This window comes from Dickeya chrysanthemi NCPPB 402, assembly GCF_000406105.1.
Classification (GTDB): Bacteria; Pseudomonadota; Gammaproteobacteria; order Enterobacterales; family Enterobacteriaceae; genus Dickeya; species Dickeya chrysanthemi.
Window position 1 is genome coordinate 2,036,959 of record NZ_CM001974.1, and the last position, 22,520, is coordinate 2,059,478.

Below are 22,520 nucleotides of genomic sequence, written 5' to 3' on the forward strand. Positions count from 1 at the left end.
ATAGCGCGATAACGTGCTGTTGCTGATTTTTAACCCCGGTTATCTGGCCGGGGTTTTTATGTAAACTTTTGGAGAACATGTTTCACATGCAGGAATCCCTGACCCTACAACCGATCTCATTAATTAACGGTACGATCAATCTGCCTGGTTCCAAAAGCGTTTCGAATCGCGCTTTGCTGTTGGCTGCGTTGGCTAAAGGCACTACGCACCTGACTAATTTGCTGGATAGCGATGATATTCGCCACATGCTCAATGCGCTGAGTGCGTTAGGTGTGGAATATCGCCTGTCTGCCAATCGTACCGAGTGCGAAATTGTTGGTTTAGGTGCTCCATTAACCGCATCTGCTCCGCTGGAGCTGTTTCTGGGGAATGCCGGGACGGCCATGCGCCCGTTGGCCGCGGCGTTATGCCTGACAGATGGCGATATCGTATTGACCGGTGAGCCGCGCATGAAAGAACGCCCGATCGGCCATCTGGTGGATGCATTGCGTCAGGGAGGCGCTCGTATCGACTATCTGGAACAGGAAAACTACCCGCCGCTGCGCTTATCAGGCGGTTTTCAGGGCGGAGAGATCAGTGTCGACGGTTCGGTATCAAGTCAGTTCCTTACCGCATTGTTAATGGCGGCGCCGTTGGCGGTACAGGATACGCGTATCAGCATCAAGGGCGAGCTGGTTTCCAAGCCCTACATCGATATTACCCTGCATATGATGGAGGCCTTTGGCATCACGGTGCTCAATGATGATTACCAGACCTTTGTGGTTGCAGGTAATCAGCAGTACCAGTCACCAGGGCATTATCTGGTGGAAGGCGATGCGTCGTCCGCCTCCTACTTTTTGGCGGCCGCCGCTATCCGGGGAGGGACGGTACGTGTGACCGGCGTCGGTCGTAACAGCGTACAAGGCGATATCCGTTTTGCCGATGTGTTGGAGAAAATGGGAGCCCGGATTGGCTGGGGCGACGACTATATTGAATGTCAGCACGGGGAGCTTCACGCGATTGATATGGATATGAACCATATCCCCGATGCGGCGATGACCATCGCTACGGCGGCGTTATTTGCCGAAGGCGGAACGACGACGCTGCGCAATATCTACAACTGGCGTGTAAAAGAAACCGATCGTCTGGCTGCTATGGCGACGGAACTGCGTAAGGTTGGTGCTGAGGTAGAAGAAGGGCATGACTACATCCGCATTACGCCGCCGACACAACTGAAAGCGGCTGAAATCGGAACGTATAATGATCACCGCATGGCGATGTGCTTCTCCCTGGTGGCGCTGTCTGATACGCCGGTTACAATCCTCGATCCCAAATGCACCGCCAAAACATTTCCGGATTATTTCCAGCAACTGGAGCGCCTGAGTCAGCATAATTAATACTTTGCGCACAGGCTAAACGCGATAGCTCTGTGCGCAATTGTTTAGCGTTATGCTCTGGGGATGACAATATTTGCGCGATTTTCTGCAGTAATAAGCCTTTAATCTCACGCTTACTGCCTCAGCAGGGTATAATAGCCCGGTATATTGTCTGCAATGACATGCGATTTTCCGGTTTTGAAGGAGTGAGAAATGGCGGTGACTGCACCGGTAATTACGGTTGACGGGCCCGGTGGCGCAGGCAAGGGGACCTTATGCAAAGCGTTGGCGAAGGCGCTGCAGTGGAATCTGTTGGATTCTGGCGCGATTTATCGCGTACTGGCATTGGCGGCTTTGCACCATCAGGTAGATATTTCGTCTGAAGAAGCGTTGGTGCCGATAGCGTCGCATCTGGATGTGCGATTTGTGCCGGAAGACGATGGGCAACTGAAAGTGATTCTGGAGGGCGAAGATGTCAGCAATGAAATCCGAACCCAGGAAGTCGGCAATACGGCGTCTCAGGCTGCGGTATTTCCGCGCGTTCGTGAAGCGCTGTTGCGCCGTCAACGGGCGTTTCGCGATGCGCCAGGGCTGATTGCCGATGGTCGCGACATGGGAACCGTCGTATTTCCCGACGCGCCGGTGAAGATATTTCTGGATGCCAGTGCAGAAGAACGCGCTAAACGCCGCATGCTCCAGTTGCAGGCGAAAGGCTTTAATGTTAACTTTGAACGTCTTTTGTCCGAGATTAAAGAGCGTGATGATCGTGACCGTAATCGTTCGGTTGCGCCGTTGGTGCCGGCACCTGATGCACTGGTGCTTGATTCCACGCACATGTCGTTGGACGAAGTGGTCGAACGGGCGCTGGCGTATGTACGCCAGGTATTGCCTCAGTTGGCCTGATTATGCTTATGCCTTTTTACCCCGCCGCAAGGATGCCTCGGGGATGTGAAACAACCCCATCGGGCAGGATGCCAGGTGGACGTTAAATTTGAAAACCCAAAGATTATCAACATGACTGAATCTTTTGCTCAACTCTTTGAAGAATCCCTGAAAGAAATCGAAACCCGTCCGGGTTCCATCGTTCGCGGCGTTGTGGTTGCCATTGATAAGGACGTAGTCCTGGTTGATGCCGGCCTGAAATCTGAATCTGCCATTCCGGTAGAACAGTTTAAAAACGCGCAGGGTGAAATTGAAATCCAGGTTGGTGATGAAGTTGACGTAGCTCTGGATGCGGTAGAAGACGGCTTCGGTGAAACCCTGCTGTCCCGTGAAAAAGCTAAACGTCACGAAGCATGGCTGATGCTGGAAAAAGCTTACGAAGAAGCTGCCACTGTTACCGGTGTTATCAATGGTAAAGTGAAAGGCGGTTTCACCGTTGAGCTGAACGGTATTCGTGCGTTCCTGCCAGGTTCTCTGGTTGATGTTCGTCCGGTACGTGACACCCTGCATCTGGAAGGCAAAGAGCTTGAGTTCAAAGTGATCAAGCTGGACCAGAAACGTAATAACGTCGTTGTTTCCCGTCGTGCTGTTATCGAGTCTGAAAACAGTGCCGAGCGCGATCAACTGCTGGAAAACCTGCAGGAAGGCATGGAAGTCAAAGGTATCGTTAAGAACCTCACTGACTACGGTGCGTTCGTTGACCTGGGTGGCGTTGACGGTCTGCTGCACATCACCGATATGGCCTGGAAACGCGTTAAGCATCCGAGCGAAATCGTCAATGTGGGCGACGAAATCACTGTTAAAGTGCTGAAATTCGACCGCGAGCGTACTCGTGTTTCCCTGGGTCTGAAACAGCTGGGCGAAGATCCGTGGGTCGCTATTGCTAAGCGTTACCCGGAAGGCACCAAGCTGACTGGCCGTGTAACCAACTTGACTGATTACGGCTGCTTCGTAGAAATCGAAGAAGGCGTTGAAGGTCTGGTACACGTATCCGAAATGGATTGGACCAACAAGAACATCCATCCGTCCAAAGTGGTTAACGTGGGCGACGTGGTTGAAGTTATGGTTCTGGATATCGATGAAGAACGTCGTCGTATCTCCCTGGGCCTGAAGCAGTGCAAAGCCAATCCGTGGCAGCAGTTCGCTGAAACCCACAACAAGGGTGACCGTGTAGAAGGTAAGATCAAGTCTATTACTGACTTCGGTATCTTCATCGGTCTGGATGGCGGCATTGATGGTCTGGTGCACCTGTCCGACATCTCTTGGAACGTGGCTGGCGAAGAAGCCGTTCGCGAATACAAGAAAGGTGACGAAATCGCCGCTGTCGTACTGCAGGTTGACGCAGAGCGCGAGCGCATCTCTCTGGGCGTGAAACAACTGGCTGAAGACCCGTTCAACAACTACCTGTCTGTTAACAAGAAAGGTGCGATTGTTACAGGTAAAGTCACTGCAGTTGACGCTAAAGGTGCTACAGTTGAATTAGCTGATGGCGTTGAAGGTTACCTGCGTGCTTCTGAAGCTTCTCGCGACCGTATCGAAGACGCTACCCTGGTTCTGAACGTAGGTGATGAGATCGAAGCCAAATACACCGGCGTTGATCGTAAGAACCGCGTTGTTAGCCTGTCCATCCGTGCTAAGGATGAAGCTGACGAGAAAGATGCTATTGCTTCTGTTAACAACAAACAGGAAGAAAGCAATTTCTCTAACGCTATGGCGGAAGCTTTCAAAGCTGCAAAAGGCGAGTAATGACGGTGGGTTAGGCGGTGCGGCTTGCCGCCTGACCTCAAACGGTAGTAAGTTAACGTGGCATTGACTGACCACATACTTGGAGGAACCATGACCAAGTCTGAACTTATCGAAAGACTTGCTGGACAGCACTCTCATATCCCGGCCAAGGTGGTTGAGGATGCCGTGAAGGAGATGCTGGAGCAGATGGCCACAACGCTGGCCAGCGGTGATCGTATCGAAATCCGTGGGTTTGGCAGTTTTTCACTCCACTACCGTGCACCGCGTGTGGGGCGTAATCCGAAAACTGGCGAGAAAGTGGAACTGGAAGGCAAATATGTTCCTCATTTCAAACCAGGTAAAGAATTACGTGATCGCGCTAATATCTATGGCTGATTAGTCAGCTATAGCGCCTGATTTACAGATAGCACCCAACCGGGTGCTATTTTTTTGAATATAATCAGCGGTTATCGCGTTGTTCTGATGTGATATGCCCCGATATTTTCAGATGAAGGTTGATACGAGGCAGGCAGCCGAAACAGGGGCGTTATTTCATCAGCAATACATAAGCGATGACGGGCGTTATCTTGTTCTGTTTCAGAAGAGTATTAAATACGTTACCCAACCCCGTAGTACGGTATTCCTTGTCGCATTCACCACTGGCTACGGCTGCCTTACCTTTTTCACCCAAAATAAAGCTGCCGCCCCCTTCTTGTTTGATTGGGCAATGGTGCCGCGTAACAAAGTCCTCATAGAGCCATCCCTCTAGTGGCGTAACAAATTGCACCAAAATACCTGTTTTTTCTTTATACAGTAATTTTTGGGTATAGCTGTACTCAAGCGTCAGTTTGCAATCTGTATATTGCTGTGTGCAGGGTAAGGTGGTGTGGCCGTTAGCATCAAAGGTGCGGTATTCTGCTACCGGCATAGTTTGATACCAATATTTGGCATTGCGAATTGTACTCTCCGGCATTTTGATAGCCGCCGGATTGACCAGTACCAGCGAGTGATCCTGTGTATCCTCTTTCACGACTAACTCACCGTTACGGTAAAGCGTCATAATTTGTGTGTTGTCTAAACCGTTGCGCTTAAGTACGTTTTCTACCTCGGTTGAGGCGGCCTGTGACGGATGAGCGAAAAGTACCGTTGCCGTCGCCAGAATACTCGCCAGCCTAAATTCTCTGTTGTTGAATTTCATGGTTTGCCCTTATTGAACAGTGATGTAAATAGCAAAATCCCCACAGTACAGGGCGTGTTGCTATAGCTTTGCGTTGTGATGCACCAAGGTAAGGGCAGGGTAAATAAAGTAAGCTGGATGACACTCGGCCGGAATACGGATAGATACTGTTAAAGGCCGTAAGGCCGGGAGTCTGGGGGAAAAGCCCGTATATACCCATCAGACATCGAGTTGCAGGTGTGTTGGCTTCATCATCCGGCCCATCCTTGGGGCTCGTTCTTTCAGGGCCGCAGCGAGCGGCGTTCAGCACTAACATTTTGCCCTGCAACTCGAATTATTTAGGGTATAAAACAGGCTCCGGGAAGATTATTGGGTATGACGCGATTTTAAATGCTGGATGATGGTCCCTAAATCCAGCTCTTGATCCTGCAATAGCACCAGCAAGTGATAGACCAAATCAGAGGCTTCATTGGTCAATTCTTCGCGGTCGTGCACAGTAGCGGCCAGAGCGGTTTCCAATCCTTCTTCACCGACCTTCTGGGCGATACGTTTAGTACCGCTGGCGTACAACTTGGCGGTGTAGGAACTGGCCGGGTCTGCCTGCTTACGCTCTGCCAGAAGTTGCTCCAACTGATATAAGAATTGCCACTGCGTTTCTGCCGGGTGGAAACAGCTGTTGTTGCCGAGATGACAAGTCGGGCCGATTGGATTAACCAGAATCAGCAGCGTGTCGTTGTCGCAATCCGGCGTAATCGATACCACGTTGAGAAAGTGGCCGGAAGATTCGCCTTTGGTCCATAACCGTTGCTTGGTGCGGGAATAGAACGTGACCTTACCGCTCTCTTCCGTGACCTGTAACGCGTCCTGATTCATGTAGCCTAGCATCAGCACTTCGCCGGAAACCGCATGTTGCACGATAGCGGGCATCATGCCATCGGTTTTTTGCCAGTCGAGCTGGCTTCGTTGTTGTTCGGTTAACACAGCCGGATCTCCACGCCTTGTTGCTTAAGGAACTGTTTGAGTTCGCCAATATTGATAATCTGTTTATGGAATACCGATGCCGCCAGTGCGCCGTCCACACCGACATCCTGAAACGCGTCAAGGAAGTGCTGCATGGTGCCGGCCCCGCCGGAGGCAATCAGCGGAACCTGGCACACGTTGCGTACCCGTTTGAGTTGTGCCAGGTCATAACCGTTACGTACGCCGTCCTGATTCATCATGTTGAGCACGATTTCACCGGCACCGCGTTTTTGCACTTCTTGCACCCAGTCGAGCGTTTCCCACTGTGTAACGCGGGTACGCTTTTCATCACCGGTGTATTGATTGACATGATAACGGCCGGTTTCGGTATCGTGCCAGGTATCGATACCAACGACGATACACTGCACGCCGTAGCGATCTGCCAGACGCGAGATCAGGTCCGGGTCTGCCAGGGCCGGCGAGTTGATGGAGATTTTATCCGCGCCGAAAGACAGGATCTGCCCAGCGTCTTCTACGCTTTTGATACCGCCGGCGACGCAGAATGGAATGTCGATCACTTCCGCCACACGGGAGACCCAGCTTTTATCGACCACCCGGCCGTCAGATGACGCGGTGATATCGTAGAACACCAACTCATCGGCGCCTTCCTGCGCGTAACGCTGAGCCAGCGGTACGATATCGCCGATGATTTCGTGATTACGGAACTGCACACCTTTCACTACCTGGCCGTCGCGAACGTCCAGACATGGGATTATCCGTTTTGCCAGCATGAAATCGCCTCCGTCACGTTGAATTTGCCTTCCAGCAAGGCCCGGCCGACAATCACGCCCTGTACGCCGCTGCTGCGCAGGGCGGCGATATCCGCCAGCGAGCCAATGCCGCCGGACGCCTGAAATGCCACCTGCGGATAGCGGGCGCTGATTTCACGGTACAGCTCGACGTTAGACCCCTGCAACGTGCCGTCGCGGGAGATATCGGTGCAGAGCACATGTTTCAGACCAAAGGGCAGGTAACGCTCTACGGTTTGCTCCAGCGTGATACCGGAGTTTTCCTGCCAACCGCTGATAGCGATGTTTTTCACCCCGTCTGCGTCAATACGTACATCCAGCGCCAACACCAGCGCATCCGCACCGTAGCGGGTGAACCATTGTTGCACTTGCTCCGGCTGTTTTACCGCGGTGGAGCCAATCACCACCCGACTGGCTCCTGCCGCCAGCAGAGCTTCGACATCCTGCTCGGTACGGATGCCGCCACCGACTTGCACGGGTACGGAAACTCCAGACAGCAGCGTTTTTAGCAATGGAATCTGGCGCGCCGTCGGATCTTTGGCACCGGTCAAATCTACCAGATGCAACACCTGCGCGCCTTGCTGTTGATAGTCTTGCAGGCGGGGTAGCGGGTCGCTGCCGTACTGGCGCTGCTGACCATAATCACCCTGATGCAAACGGACCACCTGTCCATCAATCAGGTCTAATGCGGGAATAATCATGTCCGTTTACATCTCCAGAAAGTTCTTCAGTAGCTGAGCGCCGGCGGCACCGGAGCGTTCCGGGTGGAATTGAACGCCGTAGAAGTTATCCTTCTGTACTGCCGCGGTGAAGGTGTCGCCATAATGAGATTGAGCAATGGTATTGGCGCAAACCGGCATGGCATAGCTGTGGACGAAATAAAAGTACGAGCCATCCGGGATATCACGGAACAGGCGATGACCCGCCTGCGACGTCACCTGATTCCAGCCCATATGCGGCAAAGGCAGACCGCGGTCGGCCATTTGCACGACGGGCGTGTCGATGATGCCCAGCGTGTCGATGCCGCCGTTTTCGTCGCTGCGGCTACCCAATAACTGCATCCCCAGACAGATGCCCAGCACCGGCTGGGTGCAGGCTTTAATCAGCGCAATCAATTGGCGTTCAGCCAGTTGGTCCATGGCTGCTTGCGCGGTGCCGACGCCCGGCAGAAACAGTTTATCGGCGCGTAATACCACCTCCGGTTCGCGACTGACCTGCGGCTCATAACCCAGACGCCTGACGGCATACATCACGGACGACAGATTGGCGCAGCCGGTATCCAGAATCACCACGTTCATCACAGCACTCCTTTGGAGCTGGGCAGCGTGTCGCCTTCCACCCGAATCGCCTGGCGCAGTGCACGGCCAAATACCTTGAACAGGCTTTCGACGCGGTGGTGATCGTTACGGCCTTTGGTTTTCAGGTGCAGGGTGCAGCCCATGGCGTAAGAGAGCGAGCGGAAAAAGTGCTCGACCATTTCGGTGCTGAGATCGCCGACACGTTGATAGTTAAACTCAGCCTTGTATTCCAGATGCGGACGACCGGAAATATCGAGTGCGCAACGTGCCAGGCATTCATCCATCGGCAATACAAAACCGAAACGGCCAATTCCCCGCTTATCACCCAACGCCTTGTTCAGCGCCTCACCCAGCGCCAGCCCGGTATCTTCCACCGTGTGGTGATCGTCGATATACAAGTCGCCTTTTACGTCGATATTCAGACGAAAACCGCCGTGGGTGGCAATCTGGTCCAGCATGTGGTCGAAAAAGCCGACACCGGTATGGATCTTGCTGCCGCCTTCGCGATCCAGCCAGACGTTGACGTCGATAGCGGTTTCACGCGTGACGCGGTTAACATGTGCGTGGCGGTCGCGCTTCGTCAATTGTGCGGTGATCGCCTGCCAGTTCAGGCCGTCACGCTGATAGCGCAGTCCCGTGATCCCCATGTTTTGCGCCAGTTGAACATCCGTCTCGCGGTCGCCAATCACAAAACTGTTGGCGCTATCCATCACGTTGTCTTTCAGGAAGGCATCCACCAGTGCGGTTTTGGGTTTGCGGCAATCACAGTTATCGCCAGGGAAGTGTGGGCAAATCAATACCCGTTCAAAACGAATCCCTTGCGAAGTAAAAATCTGCATCATCAGGTTGTGCGGCGGGTCGAAATCTTCCTGTGGGAAGCTGCTGGTGCCTAACCCATCCTGATTGGTGATCATCACCAGTTTGAAACCGGCCTTTTGCAGGGTAAGCAGCGACGGAATGACATCCGGCTCCAGTGCCAGCTTATCCAGCCGATCAACCTGATAGTCTTCGGGCGGTTCGGCAATCAGCGTGCCGTCACGGTCGATGAAAAGATACTTTAATCCCACGGTGATTCCTCAAGTTATGCTGTTTTGCCTGACAATGCCTGCAATGCGCTGATGACACGTTCGCATTCGTAGCGGGTGCCGATAGTAATACGCAGACATCCCCCCAGCCCCGGCTGTTTATTCTGATCGCGTAAGATAATGCCCTGATCCCATAAGGATTTGAAGACTGCGGGTGAATCAGCGAAACGCACCAGCAGGTAGTTGCTTTCACTGGCGTACACCGTTTCCACGTTCGGCAGCGTTTTTAACGAGTCGCTTAGCCAGCGGCGATTTTCGCTGAGTTCGGCCACATTGCGTCGCATGGTAGCGATACCGTCTTCACTGAGCGCCTGGGCGGCGATATCCGCCACCGGCAGCGCCAACGGGTAGGGGGCGATCACTTTCAGCAGCAGTTGGATCACGTCTGTGCTGGCGAGAGTGAATCCGCAGCGCAGCCCGGCCAAGGCAAAGGCTTTAGACAGGGTACGCAGTACGACCTGATGCGGATATTGCGCCAGCCAGCCGACCGTGGTCGCCTGTGGACAAAACTCAATATAGGCTTCGTCGATAGCGACGATAGCGCGACCGCGCGCCAGCTCCAGCAGACGGCGCAAATGCTCTGGGTTGATCAGGTTGCCGGTGGGGTTGTTGGGCGAGCAAACGTAAATCACCTTGACGTTGTCCAGTGCACCTTCGATAGCCGCCAGATCCAGTTGCCAGTCGGCGGTTGCCGGCACCACACGGCGCTCTACGCCGAACGTTTCGGCGCTGACGGCGTACATGCCGTAAGTCGGCGGACAGAACAAAATGGCATCTTTACCCGGTTCGCAAAATGCGCGGATTAACAACTCAATGCCTTCGTCTGCACCGCGACTCACCAGTACCTGCTCCGGTGTGACGCCGGCGTAAGCGGCATAACGTTCAATAACCTGCGCAGGCTGGCATTCCGGATAACGGTTAAGCGTCTGCAAGGTCAGTTGGTACTGCGGTGCCTGCGGGTATTCGTTGGCATTTAACCACACGTCGCCTTTTCCCCCCAGGCGGCGAGCGGACTGATACGGGGTCAGACGGCGGACATTGTCGCGAGCCAGATTTTCAATACTCATGCTTGCTCCTTGAGGGCGTTGACGCGCAGGGTGACGGCGTTTTTGTGGGCGGTCAATTGCTCGGCCTGCGCCATGATCTCAATCGTTGACGCCAGTCCCAGCAAACCTTGCGGCGACAGCTGTTGTACCGTCATGCGTTTCTGGAAATCCGCCAGCCCCAAACTGGAATAGGTGGCGGTGTAACCGTAAGTCGGCAACACATGATTGGTGCCGGAGGCATAATCGCCGGCGGATTCCGGTGACCAGTCACCCAAAAACACCGAACCGGCGCTGGTGATGCGGTCAACCAACGCTTCGGCGTTACGCGTCTGAATAATCAGGTGCTCCGGGCCGTACTGATTGCTGATGTCGATGCACTGGTCCAGATCGCGCGCGACGATCACCCGGCTGCTGGCCAGCGCCTGACGAGCGATATCCGCACGGGATAACGTAGTCAACTGACGTTCCACCGCAGCGATCACGGCTTGTGCCATGTCGGCATCCGGCGTCAGCAGGATAACCTGCGAATCCGGGCCGTGCTCAGCCTGGGACAGCAGGTCGGAAGCGACGAAATCCGGCGTGGCGCCGCTGTCGGCAATCACCAACACTTCGGACGGCCCGGCCGGCATGTCGATAGCCGCCCCGTCGAGTAACTGACTAACCTGGCGTTTGGCTTCGGTAACATAAGCATTGCCGGGGCCGAAAATTTTATCGACTTTCGGCACGCTATCGGTGCCGAAAGCCATTGCTGCGATCGCTTGTGCGCCACCCAGTTGGAACACTTCCTGCACACCACACAGTTTTGCCGCGTACAAAATCTCGGCGGCGATCGGCGGCGGTGAACACAGAATCACGCGCTGGCATCCGGCAATTCGCGCCGGGGTCGCCAGCATCAACACGGTGGAGAGCAACGGGGCGGAACCGCCCGGAATATATAACCCCACGTTGGCGATCGGCCGGGTTACCTGCTGGCAACGCACACCCGGCTGGGTTTCTACGCTGATCGGCGGGAGTTTTTGCGCGTTATGAAAGGTTTCGATGTTGCGCACGGCGGTCGCCATCGCCTGTTTGATATCGTCATCCAGCCGTGCAACGGCGGCGTCAATCGCTTCGGCAGATACGCGCAGGTTGTCGACTTGCACCTTGTCAAAGCGGGCGCTGTACTTACGTAGCGCGGTATCGCCGTCGTCACGCACCTTTGCCAGAATTTCGCTCACGATGGTACTGATACGATCGGAAGCGGAAATAGCCGGGCGAGTCAGTAACCGGCGTTGTTCCTCTTCAGTGCAGGTCTGCCAGTTAATCAGGGTGTTGAAGCGGTTGCTCATGGCATTACTCCATCATCTTCTCAATCGGCAGTACCAGAATAGAGCTGGCGCCCAGTACTTTCAGTTTTTCCATGGTTTCCCAGAACAGGGTTTCGCTGCTGACCATGTGCATAGCGACGCGGTTTTGATCGCCCGCCAGCGGCAGAATGGTTGGGCGTTCGGCACCCGGTAATAGTGCGATGATCTCATCCAGGCGCTCGCTGGGTGCGTGCAGCATGATGTATTTGGATTCGCGCGCCTGGATCACACCCTGCATACGGGTCAACAGTTTGTCGATCAACTGCTGTTTATCGGCGGGCATCTCACCGTCACGTTGGATAAGACAAGCTTTAGAGCGGTAAATCACTTCGACTTCGCGCAGGCCATTGGCTTCCAGCGTCGCACCGGTGGACACCAGATCGCAGATAGCGTCGGCCAGACCGGCGCGCGGCGCGACTTCGACCGAACCGTTGAGCAGACAGGATTTAAAATTGACGCCCTGCTTATCAAGATACTGCTTGAGCAGGTGCGGATAGGAGGTGGCGATGCGTTTATTGTGCAGACATTGCGGGCCGGTGTACTCCTCATCCAGCGGCATCGCCAGCGACAGGCGGCAACCGCCGAAATCCAGACGGCGCAGCGTGAAGTAGCGAGGGTCTTCTCCCTGTGCGCGGCGATTGAGCAACTCTTCTTCCAGCACGTTTTCGCCGATAATCCCCAAATCAACCACACCATCCATCACCAGCCCGGGAATATCGTCATCGCGTACGCGCAGAATATCGATAGGCATGTTTTCGGCAAACGCGATCAGGCGTTGCTGGTGCAGGTTGATTTTAATGCCGCAACGGGCCAGTAATTCTCGGGAATCATCGCTCAGGCGGCCTGATTTCTGCATCGCGATACGTAAACGTGTTTTATCCAGCATGTGAACCTCAATTTATCCTGTCTGTGATGCCTGTTAAGCAGGCTTTTTTAAAAAATTCCGGCCAAAAAAAAGCCCCCGGAATCGATCTTCCGGGGGCTTTTTACGCGTTTACCGCCACTGGAAGATCTGAACGTCTTCCAGCACCTATCGCCTGAAAGACTAATCAGGGTGATGGTGATGATGGTGGTTGAAGTTAACGCGTAACATAAATTCGTCTCTTTTTCGTAAAAACAGAGTGATGTTGTCTGTCGGTTAACCTAAACCATGTTGATGTGATAGCGCAACATTTTTTTACCTGCAGTGTATAAATCACATTGCCGCCGGATGGATGATAAGAGTACATAATGACATGTGCAGAGTGTTTATCCGGGGAACTGAATTGCCGGAATGTCGGGAGAATGACGATGAAAAAGGTAGCGATAATTGGGCTTGGCTGGTTGGGTATGCCGCTGGCGCTGGCGTTACAGAGCCGAGGGTATCGTGTGGTGGGCAGTAAAAGCACCGATGATGGCGTAACGGCGGCGCGCTTATCCGGCGTGGAATGTTATCGCCTGAATCTGACGCCGGAGCTGGAGTGCGAGCCGGATGAGCTGGATATCCTGCTGAATGTGGATGCGCTGATTATCACGTTGCCGCCAGGGCGCCTTGAGCGCGAGGGCGGCGCTTATTTGCCGGCGGTACAGCGCGTGGTCAACAGTGCGCTGGCGCATGGTATACCACGCATCTTGTATACCAATTCCATTTCGGTTTATGGCCCGGTGAGCGGTCGGGTGAAAGAAAATTATTCGCCGCAGCCGGAAACCGGCGTCGGTAAAGTCTTACTGGAACTGGAACAATGGCTGCATGCGCTGCCGCATACCGAAGTCGATATCTTACGGCTGGCCGGGCTGGTGGGAAATCATCGTCATCCAGGGCATTTTCTTGCCGGGCGTCGGGATCTGCCGGATGGCAGTCATGGTGTGAATCTGGTCCATCTGGAGGATGTGATTGAGGCTATCATGCTGTTGTTGCAGCGCCCGCACGGCGGGCATCTTTATAATTTATGTGCGCCGTTGCATCCGGCCAAACAGGATTTTTATCCGGAACAGGCGCGCCAGATGGGACTGGAGCCACCGCAATTCTTGCCTGGCGATCCGTCGCAAGCCAGGTTGATCGACGGGCAACGAATCTGCAGTGAACTGGGGTTTGAATATCACCATCCCGACCCGATGACGATGGTGTTTTAGGTTGGGCTTGTGTTGTCCACCGGTTTATCCGTTATCTCAGTTCTTAAATCCGTGGATATAAAAACGGCCCGCTAATTGCGGGCCGTTCGTCAGGATAACGTTAGGTCTTTCAAAAAGAAGCCCAGTCGTCCTGATGACCTTTGGCGTCCGGTTTCGCTAATGCTTTAGCCTTACCGGCGGCGGGCAGAGCCTGCACCGGACGACGCGGCGTGTTCAGTGATGCAACCGTGTGCGACGAGGCGGTCGGGGAGTCCGACAGCCGGAAGGTCGCCACCAGTTTCTCCAGCAACATAGCCTGTTCTTCCAGTGTATTGGCGGCAGACGATGACTGCGAAACCAGCGTGGCGTTTTGTTGGGTCGTGCTATCCAATTCGGTAATGGCACGGGAAATCTGTTCGATACCCCGGCCTTGCTCTTCCGACGCGGAGGAGATCTCACCCATGATATCGTTAACGCGGGATACCGATTTAACGATGCTATCCATGGTTTGTCCTGCTTCGGCCACCAGTGTACTCCCTGCGTTAGTGCGTTCTACCGATTCGGTGATCAAGGCTGCGATATCTTTTGCCGCCTGTGAACTGCGTTGGGAAAGGCTACGCACTTCACCAGCCACCACGGCAAACCCACGCCCTTGCTCACCGGCACGGGCGGCTTCCACCGCCGCGTTGAGCGCCAGAATATTGGTTTGGAAAGCAATGCTATTGATGACGGCGGTGATATCGGCGATTTTGCGAGAACTGGCGGCAATGTCATCCATCGTTTTCACCACGTTCTGTACCACTTCGCCGCCTTTATGTGCATTTCTCGATGCATCGGACGCAATCTGGCTGGCATGACGGGCGTTTTCGGTGTTGTTTTTCACCGTTGAGGTCAATTCTTCCATGCTGGCGGCGGTTTGCACCACTGCGGCGGATTGCTGCTCGGTGCGGGAGGCGAGATCGCTGTTGCCGGCGGCAATGTCGGCCGCCGAATGCGTGACTTGCGCTACGCTGTCGCGCACATCGGAAATCATCTGCCGTAGGCGATTGTTCATGGATGCCATCGCGGCGGTCAACTTGCCCAGTTCGTCGTGGCGGTCCACTTCGATGGTGGCAGTCAGGTCACCGCTGGCGATGCGTTCAGCCAGCATCAGATTATGCATGACCGGGCGAGTTATCTGACGAATGATGTAGACGGCGATCAAAATACCGATGATGACTGCGATGACGCCAATCAGCAACGTTACGTTGGCTGAGCCGTACGCCAGCGCGTCGTTCTTATTTTTTACCACGCTAATTAAGGATTTGATCACCGCACTACTTTTATCACCGCCGGTTTTTACCGCATTTTCTGCTTTCTTCAGCTCGCCCCAGGCGCGGATATAGTCCTGATTCAGTGAGGCGTATTGTGTGGTGTATTTCCAGAGTGTCTCTGTGAGTTTCTGGCTGTCGCCGGAGAGTATGGGTTGTAGGTCCTGATAAATCTTTTGGGCTTCGGCATAACGGCCATTAAACGCTTTGACGGCATCATCGGTACCTGCAAGCTGCAACTCATAAGCGAGGTTTTTCAGTGATTCCGCGGCGTATGCCAATTCTTCTATACGGTGGAGTAACGCGTAGTCTAGTTGCTGGGTTTGCAGGCCGTCACGGAAGGTTTTGACGGCATTTTGCGTATTTAACGCGGCGATTTGTTTTCTCAGTGCGACAACTTGTTGCGTGGATGCCGACATATCGGCGACTGACTTCTGGAAATCCACCATGATCTTATCCAGATCATTGATATAACCCAATTCATCGCTATGCCAGGACAAGGTATGAGCGCTTTGAGTCAATTCAGACGCATGTTTGACGAAACCCGTTAATACGGTCTGAGTGCTGTCATCGGGAGTATAGAAATATTTAAGGCGATTAATTTTGGCCTGAAAAACTTCAATATTGATGTTGTAAATCAGGTTGGTTTTTTCGTAGATATCACGAATGTCACGAAAGCGCATGGCGCTGAGTGTGGACGCTATTACCACCAGAAATAACACCACGCCGAATCCCAGGTAGAGTTTATGAGAGATTTTGGTGTTTTTTATCGCGCTGCTGAACCCCATTGCCGTACTCCTTAAAAGAAATTACCCGAGTGTTTATTGGTTTGCTGCCGTGAATATTATCGAACATCAGCATTCATAGGTTGTCGGTTTCAGGCCGTAGCCAGCCAGTATGTTATCGGTGCTTGTCGGGTAGAGATTTAGTTTCGTTTGTATTATGTGATGGTTTTTGTGATGCAGGATGGTTTATTTGGCGAAATATCTAAAAAGAACTGGTGTAATTGACCAATGTCGGCGTTTTTATTCAGTGCAATGACCGAGCAGGAAAGTAGCAATGCTGATCAAAGTAGTAATACTGATCGATGATGCAAGAATATGGCCCGCAAAACGCGGGTCATACCTCGATGGGAAAACGGGATCTCGGGGGGAAGGTTAATCCAGGTGTTTTTTACGGTAGAGACGCCGGGGATGCCCAATCTTGCCGTAGCGCATTTCTACATCAAGAAACTGGTTTTCAAGTCCGTACTCCAGATAACGCCGGGCTGTGGTTTTGCTTAATCCGGTTTTTTCCACCACTTCGTCTACGGAAAACAGGGTTTCCGGTTGGCTTTGAAAGATCTGCTTAACCAGACTGAGGGTATTCTCTTCAATGCCTTTGCTGCCTGGCCCGTTAGGTACGGTAGAGGCTTGCAACTGGTAGAGTACGTCCACGTTCTGTTGATCGACGACTTTGTAAGTATGCTGCGTTTTGACAAACTGAATGAAACGTTCAAGCGATGAGCGTAAGCGGGGGTAGGAGACGGGTTTGATAATGTAATCAAACGCGCCGCATCGAATGGCTTGCGCACAGGTATTCATGTCGCTGGCGGCAGTAATGAAGATGACCGAGCAGTTAATGCTGCGCATCAGATCGCTTTCGAGCAACTGAACGCCTTCACCATCCGGCAGGTAGTTATCCAACAGCATCAGCCGGGGTTTATACTGCTGCAACATGCGTTTGGCTTCGCTCAGGGTTGACGCCGTGCCCACGACTCGTAGTGCGAAATTCTTTTCGATAAATTCCGCATGGATATTTGCCAGCTTTCTTTCATCTTCAACGATCAGCACGTCGAAGTTTTCAATCGTTCGTTCAGTCGGCATGGTGTTCGCAATCGGCATGGTACTGGTATTCCCTGTTTTTGGTTATATAGTTGTTTTTGGAATAAAGATGGAAAAAATAGCGCCGTGAGGCGAATTGTCAGACACTTCGATCACACCCTGTGCCTGACTGACATAGCTGGCCACCAGATGCAGGCCGAGCCCGTGATCGCCTTCCTGTTTACTGGTGACGCCCATCTCAAATACCCGATCCGCAATGGCGGGGTCAATCCCTGTGCCCTGATCCGCCACTTCAATGACTAATTCCTGTTCACCATCATGGATATAGACTTCAACAGGAGAGTAAGCCGGGGTACTGACCAGCGTAGCTTCTACGGCATTATCGATTAAATTCCCAATAATTGACATCAACTCTGTTTCACTCAGGGAAGCCGGGATACTGTTGAGCTGGCAACGTGGATCAAAATGCAGCTCTATGCCTTTTTCACGGGCGCTGGCGTATTTACCCAGCAACAGGCCGCAAAGCGCCGGAGAGCAGAAACGGCTGGAGATGAAGTCCAGCACGACCTGTGCGCCTTCAGACTGTGCTTCAATGTAACGAATGGCTTCATCATAGCGACGCAGATGCAGCAACCCAGCCAGCGTGGCGGTCCAGTTGAGTTGTTCGTGCCGCAAAATACGCAGACTGTTGGCGTAGCGTTTGACCTGGCTGAGTTGCATGCTCAGAGTGTGGAGATCGTTCTTGTCGCGAAAACTGATCACCCAACCCTGCAACTCATCTTCCAGCATAATGCGCACGCGGCTGGCGATAACCGTGATCTGATTGAAACGACAGATCTCATCATGGGTATCGGTTACCCAAATATCGCCATTAGAGAAGAACGGTACCGGCGCTATCACGTCATCGATCGGTTTACCGCGCAATTGGTACGAAGGCATCGCCAGGCCGAGAAGATCTTTCGCTGCGTGGTTGATCACGGCAATGTTGCGCTGTTTGTCGATAGCGATCACGCCTTCATAAATAGATTCCAGCAACGCTTTTTGTTGCCTGACCAGCAGCCGAATTTCGAGGGGTTCCAGCCCGAACATCTGTTTTTTCAGGTTACGCGAGAACCACCATGAAAAGAAGAACAGCGCAACCAGCATGGCGACGATGGCCAGGCTGACATGAGCCACTTTACTGAGTGTCAGGTTGTCGATGCGTTTTTTCAGATACCCGACAGACACGATGCCGATAACACGGTCGCCATCCATAATGGGCGCCTTGCTGCGTAGCGAGATGCCGATAGCGCCGCGCCGCAACGTAATGGTGCTTTGCCCCTCCAGTACTTCTTTATTATCGCCGCCGATCATTTCGGTGCCGAGCAGTGACGGTTCTTCAGAATGGTAAAGATGGTTGGCGTTGCGATCGCCGATGACGATGAAGCTGGCATCGCTGCGGGCCTTAATCTGATCAACCAGATTGTCGATGGTTGCTGTGTCGTTGTGTTTCACTGCCTCGACCAACGAAGGAATAATCGCGATTTCACGTGCCTGAATCTGCGCCCGGCTGCCCAGTTCATCATAAAGCTGTTGGTCTACGGCACGGTAGTAGTAAAGCCCTGCGGTGATGAGCAGCAGAGAAAAAAAGATCATCAGGTAGATGAACAGCTTGAGATGGAACGGTAGCCTGACAGTCATAATGTGCTAAATCACCGGTAAAACGAACAAACGAAGATGGCTAATTTATCATGAAAGGCGTAAAAGAAAGGGGATAAAAAATAGTCTTGTGAAGCGTTTCGCGCAAATTGTGAAAATAGTATTTTTGTTTCAGTTGTTTTAAATAAGACGTAAATTGCCTGTCACCGAGAGTGGACATTTTAATTACTTTTTTTCAACATGTTATTTTCTTATTGTAATAGTGACCATTTGCGCCATAAAAACCATAAAAACTACAGACAAAAACATCTCACCATCATTTTTTAATTATTTGATTTTAATGAATAAAATAATAAAAACCATAAAAACCATAAGCACCATTAAAACTCATTTTTTAATTTGAGGATTATCACATAATAACGGGCGCTGACCTTTTACTATGCACGGGAAAATAACAAGGGGAGAAGGTTATGAGTACCACTGATGATTCTTATATCGTTGTAAAAGATGAAGCCTCTGGGAAGGTTTCATTAAAAGAAAAATGGTGGCACGTTCTGGATAACTATAAAATTGGTGTTATTCCAGTGCCGCTGTTTATTCTGGCTGGTCTATTAATTGCGCTGGATTGTCTTGAAGGCAAACTGCCCAGCGATATCGTAGTCATGGTCGCTACGCTGGCGTTTTTTGGCTTTGCTTGCGGTGAATTCGGCAAGCGTTTGCCGTTTATCGGCAAAATGGGGGCCGCCGCGATTTGCGCCACGTTTATTCCGTCTGCGCTGGTTTATTACGGTCTGCTGCCGTCGGTTGTTGTGGATGCCACGACCAAGTTCTACAAATCCACCAATATTCTGTATCTCTATATCTGCTGCATTATTGTCGGCAGCATTATGAGCATGAATCGGCAGACGCTGATTCAGGGCTTCCTGCGCATTTTCTTCCCCATGTTGTGCGGTGAAGTCGTGGGTATGCTGGTTGGTATGGGTGTCGGCATGATGCTGGGCCTGGATCCGTTCCAGATCTTCTTCTTCCTGGTGCTGCCGATTATGGCAGGCGGTGTGGGTGAAGGGGCGATTCCTCTGTCTATCGGTTATGCCACCTTGCTGCACATGGAGCAAGGCGTCGCGCTGGGCCGCATCCTGCCGATCGTTATGCTGGGCAGCCTGACTGCCATCGTTCTGGCCGGTACGCTGAACCAACTGGGTAAACGTTATCCGCACCTGACTGGTGAAGGCGAACTGATGCCGAACAAAGCAAACGGCACCGAACAGGCTCCGGCCACACTCACCAGCACGCTGAGCGGCAAAATGGACCCGGCCAATCTGGCGGCGGGCGCTCTGCTGGCTATCCTGCTGTACATGATCGGTATGTTGGGCCATAAGCTGATTGGTCTGCCGGCACCGGTGGGTATGCTGTTTGCCGCAGTCATCGTGAAGCTGGCTAATGGCGCATCTCCGCGTCTGCTGGAAGGGTCTCAGGTCGTTTACAAATTCTTCCAGACTTCTGTGACTTACCCGATTCTGTTCGCCGTCGGCGTGGCGATTACCCCTTGGGAAGAGCTGGTACACGCTTTCACTATTACCAATCTGATGGTGATTGTGTCCACTGTTGTGGCACTGGTGACCACCGGCTTCTTTGTTGGCAAGAAAATCGGTATGCACCCGATTGATGTCGCCATCATCTCCTGCTGCCAGAGCGGGCAGGGCGGTACCGGCGACGTGGCCATTCTCACCGCCGGCAACCGTATGGTACTGATGCCTTTCGCTCAGATTGCTACCCGTATCGGTGGGGCAATCAACGTCTCCGTGGCCTTGCTGGTACTCGGCAAGTTCCTGGTGTGACGGTGTATGACAAAAAAACAAATAACGCCGCGATAGTTCGCGGCCTTATTTAAACGGGAAAGATTATGAAACTTGCAAGTTACCGCCATCACGGCAAAAACAGCTACGGGATCCACACGCCGGCAGGTCTGATTGATTTGGGCAGCCGCCTTGGCGACCGTTATCCGGACCTGAAAGCCCTGCTGGCAGGCGAGGCGCTCCACGAAGCCGCCGCCTTTCAGACCGAGACGCCTGATGTCGCCGTCGCCGACGTCACCTTCCTGCCGGTGATCGTCGCGCCGTCCAAAATCCTTTGCGTCGGCATGAACTACGCCGACAAGCGCAAAGAATTCAACGAGCAGAACCCCGCACCGACCCTATTTGTGCGTTTCGCCGACTCCCAGACCGGCCACGGCACGCAGGTGCTCAAGCCGCACTACTCCAGCGAATTCGACTATGAAGGCGAACTGGCGGTCATCATCGGCAAGAACGGTCAGAACATCAGTCGCGACGAGGCGTTGTCGTTTGTCGCTGGCTACAGCTGCTACATGGACGGCTCCGCCCGCGACTGGCAGCACAGCTGGTTTACCGCCGGCAAGAACTGGCAGAAGACCGGTGCCTTCGGCCCGTATCTCACCACCCGCGACGAGATCCCCGATCCGCACGCTCTGGCCATCCGTACCTATCTCAACGGCCGTATGGTGCAGGACGACAACACCGCCAGCATGATCCACAAGGTGGCGGACCTGATCGAGTACATCAGCACCTTTACCGCGCTGAGCGCCGGCGACGTCATCATCACCGGCTCGCCGGGCGGCGTCGGCAAGAAACGTACCCCGCCGTTGTTCATGAAGCCGGGCGACAGCATTGAAGTGGAAATCGAGAACGTGGGTCACCTGCGCAACACCATTGGTGAAGTCGCCCAGACGGTGAAAACCCCGCGCGCCGAACCCGTCGCGGCCGGGCACTGAATCGTTCCCGCCGGGATGCCGGCGGCGTCGGCCCCGGCGTGACGGGGTATAGCAACAAGCAGGATGACCGTTATGTATGCCGATGAGAGCATTACGTTTACCACACTGGATGTCCGCACCCAGCCTCCCGAGCTGGCCGACATCGCACAATTTCTTGGCGCCTGTCGGCTGGGCATGGACCGGGATCTCGAGTTCGTTGTGGTGGGACGGCATCACGGCAGACTGGTAGCCTGTGCCGGGCTGTGCGGCAATACCATCAAGTGTGTGGCGGTGGACCCTGACTACCGCGAGCTCAGTCTGGGCGTGAAGGTGGTGAACGAGGTGGTGCAACTGGCGGCCGAGCGCGGCCTGTTCCACCTGTTTCTCTACACCCGCCCCTGCAACATTGCGGCGTTCCGCGGCTGCGGTTTCCACCCGATCGCCCGTTATGACGACCAGGCGGTGCTGATGGAGAACACCCCCATCGGCATCCGGCAGTACTGCCGGTCGCTGTCGGCGCAGTCTCAGCCGGGCCGGGACATCGGCGCCATCGTGATGAACGCCAACCCGTTTACGTTGGGGCACCGCTATCTGGCCGAGCAGGCCGCCCGCGCCTGCGACTGGCTGCATATTTTCGTGGTGCGCGAGGATGTCTCTTTCTTTCCGTTCGCCGAACGGCTGGAGATGGTGCGTCAGGGCGTGGCGGATATCCCGAATCTGACGGTGCACGCCGGGTCGGCCTACCTGATTTCCAAGGCCACCTTTCCGGGGTATTTCCTGAAGGAAGAGAAGCTGATCACCCGGGCGCACGCCGCACTGGACCTGATCATCTTTCGTCAGTACATCGCCCCGGCGCTCGGCATCACCCGGCGTTTCGTCGGCACCGAGCCGTTCTGCCCGGTGACGCACCAGTACAACCAGGACATGCACCACTGGCTGGAGCAGGACGGGCGGGTAGCCGCCCCGGCGCTGGACGTGGTGGAAATCGAACGTACGCGCGAACACTCCGGCCTGGCGATTTCCGCCTCTGAAGTGCGCCGGCTGCTGAAGCAGCGCCAGTTCGACGCCATTCGCGAGATTGTCCCGGCGACGACGTATGCGCATTTACAACGCCATGGCGAACTCGCCTGCGCGTGACGCGTCTTTAA

General features: G+C 53.7%; 20 protein-coding genes, 1 pseudogene and 1 other annotated feature. Of the genes and pseudogenes, 8 read left to right on the top strand and 13 right to left on the bottom strand.

Annotated features, from left to right (window positions below):
* Positions 1–86: 86 nt before the first annotated feature.
* From aroA to ihfB, 4 genes are all read left to right on the top strand, one after another.
* On the top strand, positions 87–1,376 hold the full coding sequence (aroA, locus tag DCH402_RS09130; RefSeq protein ID WP_040003510.1) for a 3-phosphoshikimate 1-carboxyvinyltransferase: 1,290 nt from the start codon (positions 87–89) through the stop codon (positions 1,374–1,376).
* A 192-nt stretch (positions 1,377–1,568) separates the two neighbouring features.
* Positions 1,569–2,258, top strand: a complete 690-nt coding sequence (gene cmk, locus DCH402_RS09135; RefSeq protein WP_040000802.1) for a (d)CMP kinase — start codon at positions 1,569–1,571, stop codon at positions 2,256–2,258.
* 111 nt (positions 2,259–2,369) lie between these two features.
* Positions 2,370–4,043, top strand: coding sequence for a 30S ribosomal protein S1 (gene rpsA, locus DCH402_RS09140; RefSeq protein ID WP_027712234.1), 1,674 nt, complete (start codon positions 2,370–2,372; stop codon positions 4,041–4,043).
* Positions 4,044–4,133: 90 nt separating this feature from the next.
* The gene (gene ihfB, locus DCH402_RS09145) at positions 4,134–4,418 is read left to right on the top strand and encodes an integration host factor subunit beta (protein WP_012770045.1); all 285 of its coding nucleotides are present in this window, start codon (positions 4,134–4,136) and stop codon (positions 4,416–4,418) included.
* Positions 4,419–4,569: 151 nt separating this feature from the next.
* On the opposite strand, the gene DCH402_RS09150 is transcribed toward ihfB, so the two are convergent.
* From DCH402_RS09150 to hisL, 10 genes are all read right to left on the bottom strand, one after another.
* On the bottom strand, positions 4,570–5,220 hold the full coding sequence (locus tag DCH402_RS09150) for a hypothetical protein (RefSeq protein WP_040000803.1): 651 nt from the start codon (positions 5,218–5,220) through the stop codon (positions 4,570–4,572).
* A gap of 345 nt (positions 5,221–5,565) precedes the next feature.
* Positions 5,566–6,180: a bifunctional phosphoribosyl-AMP cyclohydrolase/phosphoribosyl-ATP diphosphatase HisIE gene (hisIE, locus tag DCH402_RS09155; RefSeq protein WP_040000804.1), complete on the bottom strand. Its 615-nt coding sequence runs from the start codon at positions 6,178–6,180 to the stop codon at positions 5,566–5,568.
* Entirely contained in the window at positions 6,174–6,950 is a 777-nt protein-coding gene (hisF, locus tag DCH402_RS09160; RefSeq protein ID WP_040000805.1) for an imidazole glycerol phosphate synthase subunit HisF, read from the bottom strand. The genes hisIE and hisF overlap by 7 nt, the downstream gene beginning before the upstream one ends.
* Positions 6,932–7,669 carry a 1-(5-phosphoribosyl)-5-[(5-phosphoribosylamino)methylideneamino]imidazole-4-carboxamide isomerase gene (hisA, locus tag DCH402_RS09165; protein WP_040000806.1) on the bottom strand — a complete coding sequence of 246 codons (738 nt, stop codon included), beginning with the start codon at positions 7,667–7,669 and terminating at the stop codon, positions 6,932–6,934. The genes hisF and hisA overlap by 19 nt, the downstream gene beginning before the upstream one ends.
* 6 nt (positions 7,670–7,675) lie before the next feature.
* On the bottom strand, positions 7,676–8,266 hold the full coding sequence (hisH, locus tag DCH402_RS09170; protein ID WP_040000807.1) for an imidazole glycerol phosphate synthase subunit HisH: 591 nt from the start codon (positions 8,264–8,266) through the stop codon (positions 7,676–7,678).
* The gene (gene hisB / locus DCH402_RS09175) at positions 8,266–9,333 is read right to left on the bottom strand and encodes a bifunctional histidinol-phosphatase/imidazoleglycerol-phosphate dehydratase HisB (protein ID WP_033575635.1); all 1,068 of its coding nucleotides are present in this window, start codon (positions 9,331–9,333) and stop codon (positions 8,266–8,268) included. Before hisB ends, hisH begins: the two co-directional genes overlap by 1 nt.
* A gap of 14 nt (positions 9,334–9,347) precedes the next feature.
* On the bottom strand, positions 9,348–10,418 hold the full coding sequence (hisC, locus tag DCH402_RS09180; RefSeq protein ID WP_040000808.1) for a histidinol-phosphate transaminase: 1,071 nt from the start codon (positions 10,416–10,418) through the stop codon (positions 9,348–9,350).
* Positions 10,415–11,725, bottom strand: coding sequence for a histidinol dehydrogenase (gene hisD / locus DCH402_RS09185; protein WP_040000809.1), 1,311 nt, complete (start codon positions 11,723–11,725; stop codon positions 10,415–10,417). Before hisD ends, hisC begins: the two co-directional genes overlap by 4 nt.
* A 4-nt stretch (positions 11,726–11,729) precedes the next feature.
* The gene (gene hisG / locus DCH402_RS09190; protein ID WP_040000810.1) at positions 11,730–12,629 is read right to left on the bottom strand and encodes an ATP phosphoribosyltransferase; all 900 of its coding nucleotides are present in this window, start codon (positions 12,627–12,629) and stop codon (positions 11,730–11,732) included.
* Between the two features lie 63 nt (positions 12,630–12,692).
* Positions 12,693–12,813 (bottom strand) — a sequence feature (His leader region).
* Positions 12,789–12,836, bottom strand: coding sequence for a his operon leader peptide (gene hisL, locus DCH402_RS22305; RefSeq protein WP_107768459.1), 48 nt, complete (start codon positions 12,834–12,836; stop codon positions 12,789–12,791). (Overlaps the previous feature by 25 nt.)
* A gap of 197 nt (positions 12,837–13,033) precedes the next feature.
* On the opposite strand from hisL, the gene DCH402_RS09195 reads away from it, so the two are divergent.
* On the top strand, positions 13,034–13,855 hold the full coding sequence (locus DCH402_RS09195; RefSeq protein WP_040003511.1) for an SDR family oxidoreductase: 822 nt from the start codon (positions 13,034–13,036) through the stop codon (positions 13,853–13,855).
* 109 nt (positions 13,856–13,964) lie between these two features.
* On the opposite strand, the gene DCH402_RS09200 is transcribed toward DCH402_RS09195, so the two are convergent.
* The 3 genes and pseudogenes from DCH402_RS09200 to DCH402_RS09210 form a co-directional block, all read right to left on the bottom strand.
* The gene (locus DCH402_RS09200) at positions 13,965–15,932 is read right to left on the bottom strand and encodes a methyl-accepting chemotaxis protein (RefSeq protein WP_040000812.1); all 1,968 of its coding nucleotides are present in this window, start codon (positions 15,930–15,932) and stop codon (positions 13,965–13,967) included.
* Positions 15,933–16,301: 369 nt separating this feature from the next.
* Positions 16,302–17,027: a response regulator gene (locus DCH402_RS09205; protein WP_040000813.1), complete on the bottom strand. Its 726-nt coding sequence runs from the start codon at positions 17,025–17,027 to the stop codon at positions 16,302–16,304.
* Positions 16,999–18,647 (bottom strand): annotated as a pseudogene (locus tag DCH402_RS09210) (ATP-binding protein). Before DCH402_RS09210 ends, DCH402_RS09205 begins: the two are co-directional and overlap by 29 nt.
* A gap of 428 nt (positions 18,648–19,075) precedes the next feature.
* Between DCH402_RS09210 and DCH402_RS09215 the strand changes: the two are divergent.
* From DCH402_RS09215 to citC, 3 genes are all read left to right on the top strand, one after another.
* A complete protein-coding gene (locus DCH402_RS09215; RefSeq protein ID WP_040000815.1) occupies positions 19,076–20,443 on the top strand; it encodes a 2-hydroxycarboxylate transporter family protein in 1,368 nt (455 codons plus the stop codon).
* Positions 20,444–20,508: 65 nt separating this feature from the next.
* Complete coding sequence (locus DCH402_RS09220; RefSeq protein WP_040000816.1) at positions 20,509–21,393, top strand: fumarylacetoacetate hydrolase family protein; 885 nt, start codon at positions 20,509–20,511, stop codon at positions 21,391–21,393.
* Between the two features lie 72 nt (positions 21,394–21,465).
* Positions 21,466–22,509 carry a [citrate (pro-3S)-lyase] ligase gene (gene citC, locus DCH402_RS09225; protein ID WP_040000817.1) on the top strand — a complete coding sequence of 348 codons (1,044 nt, stop codon included), beginning with the start codon at positions 21,466–21,468 and terminating at the stop codon, positions 22,507–22,509.
* Positions 22,510–22,520 lie beyond the last annotated feature (11 nt).

What these genes read in the sequence shown, in the direction of transcription:
- cmk (WP_040000802.1), top strand. Translation starts at nt 1,569, where the DNA reads ATGGCGGTGACTGCACCGGTAATTACGGTTGACGGGCCCGGTGGCGCA.
- citC (WP_040000817.1), top strand. Translation starts at nt 21,466, where the DNA reads ATGTATGCCGATGAGAGCATTACGTTTACCACACTGGATGTCCGCACC.
- DCH402_RS09150 (WP_040000803.1), bottom strand. Translation starts at nt 5,220, where the DNA reads ATGAAATTCAACAACAGAGAATTTAGGCTGGCGAGTATTCTGGCGACG.
- hisH (WP_040000807.1), bottom strand. Translation starts at nt 8,266, where the DNA reads ATGAACGTGGTGATTCTGGATACCGGCTGCGCCAATCTGTCGTCCGTG.
- ihfB (WP_012770045.1), top strand. Translation starts at nt 4,134, where the DNA reads ATGACCAAGTCTGAACTTATCGAAAGACTTGCTGGACAGCACTCTCAT.
- DCH402_RS09200 (WP_040000812.1), bottom strand. Translation starts at nt 15,932, where the DNA reads ATGGGGTTCAGCAGCGCGATAAAAAACACCAAAATCTCTCATAAACTC.
- DCH402_RS09220 (WP_040000816.1), top strand. Translation starts at nt 20,509, where the DNA reads ATGAAACTTGCAAGTTACCGCCATCACGGCAAAAACAGCTACGGGATC.
- hisF (WP_040000805.1), bottom strand. Translation starts at nt 6,950, where the DNA reads ATGCTGGCAAAACGGATAATCCCATGTCTGGACGTTCGCGACGGCCAG.
- DCH402_RS09215 (WP_040000815.1), top strand. Translation starts at nt 19,076, where the DNA reads ATGAGTACCACTGATGATTCTTATATCGTTGTAAAAGATGAAGCCTCT.
- DCH402_RS09195 (WP_040003511.1), top strand. Translation starts at nt 13,034, where the DNA reads ATGAAAAAGGTAGCGATAATTGGGCTTGGCTGGTTGGGTATGCCGCTG.
- aroA (WP_040003510.1), top strand. Translation starts at nt 87, where the DNA reads ATGCAGGAATCCCTGACCCTACAACCGATCTCATTAATTAACGGTACG.
- hisA (WP_040000806.1), bottom strand. Translation starts at nt 7,669, where the DNA reads ATGATTATTCCCGCATTAGACCTGATTGATGGACAGGTGGTCCGTTTG.
- hisC (WP_040000808.1), bottom strand. Translation starts at nt 10,418, where the DNA reads ATGAGTATTGAAAATCTGGCTCGCGACAATGTCCGCCGTCTGACCCCG.
- DCH402_RS09205 (WP_040000813.1), bottom strand. Translation starts at nt 17,027, where the DNA reads ATGCCGATTGCGAACACCATGCCGACTGAACGAACGATTGAAAACTTC.
- hisG (WP_040000810.1), bottom strand. Translation starts at nt 12,629, where the DNA reads ATGCTGGATAAAACACGTTTACGTATCGCGATGCAGAAATCAGGCCGC.
- rpsA (WP_027712234.1), top strand. Translation starts at nt 2,370, where the DNA reads ATGACTGAATCTTTTGCTCAACTCTTTGAAGAATCCCTGAAAGAAATC.
- hisD (WP_040000809.1), bottom strand. Translation starts at nt 11,725, where the DNA reads ATGAGCAACCGCTTCAACACCCTGATTAACTGGCAGACCTGCACTGAA.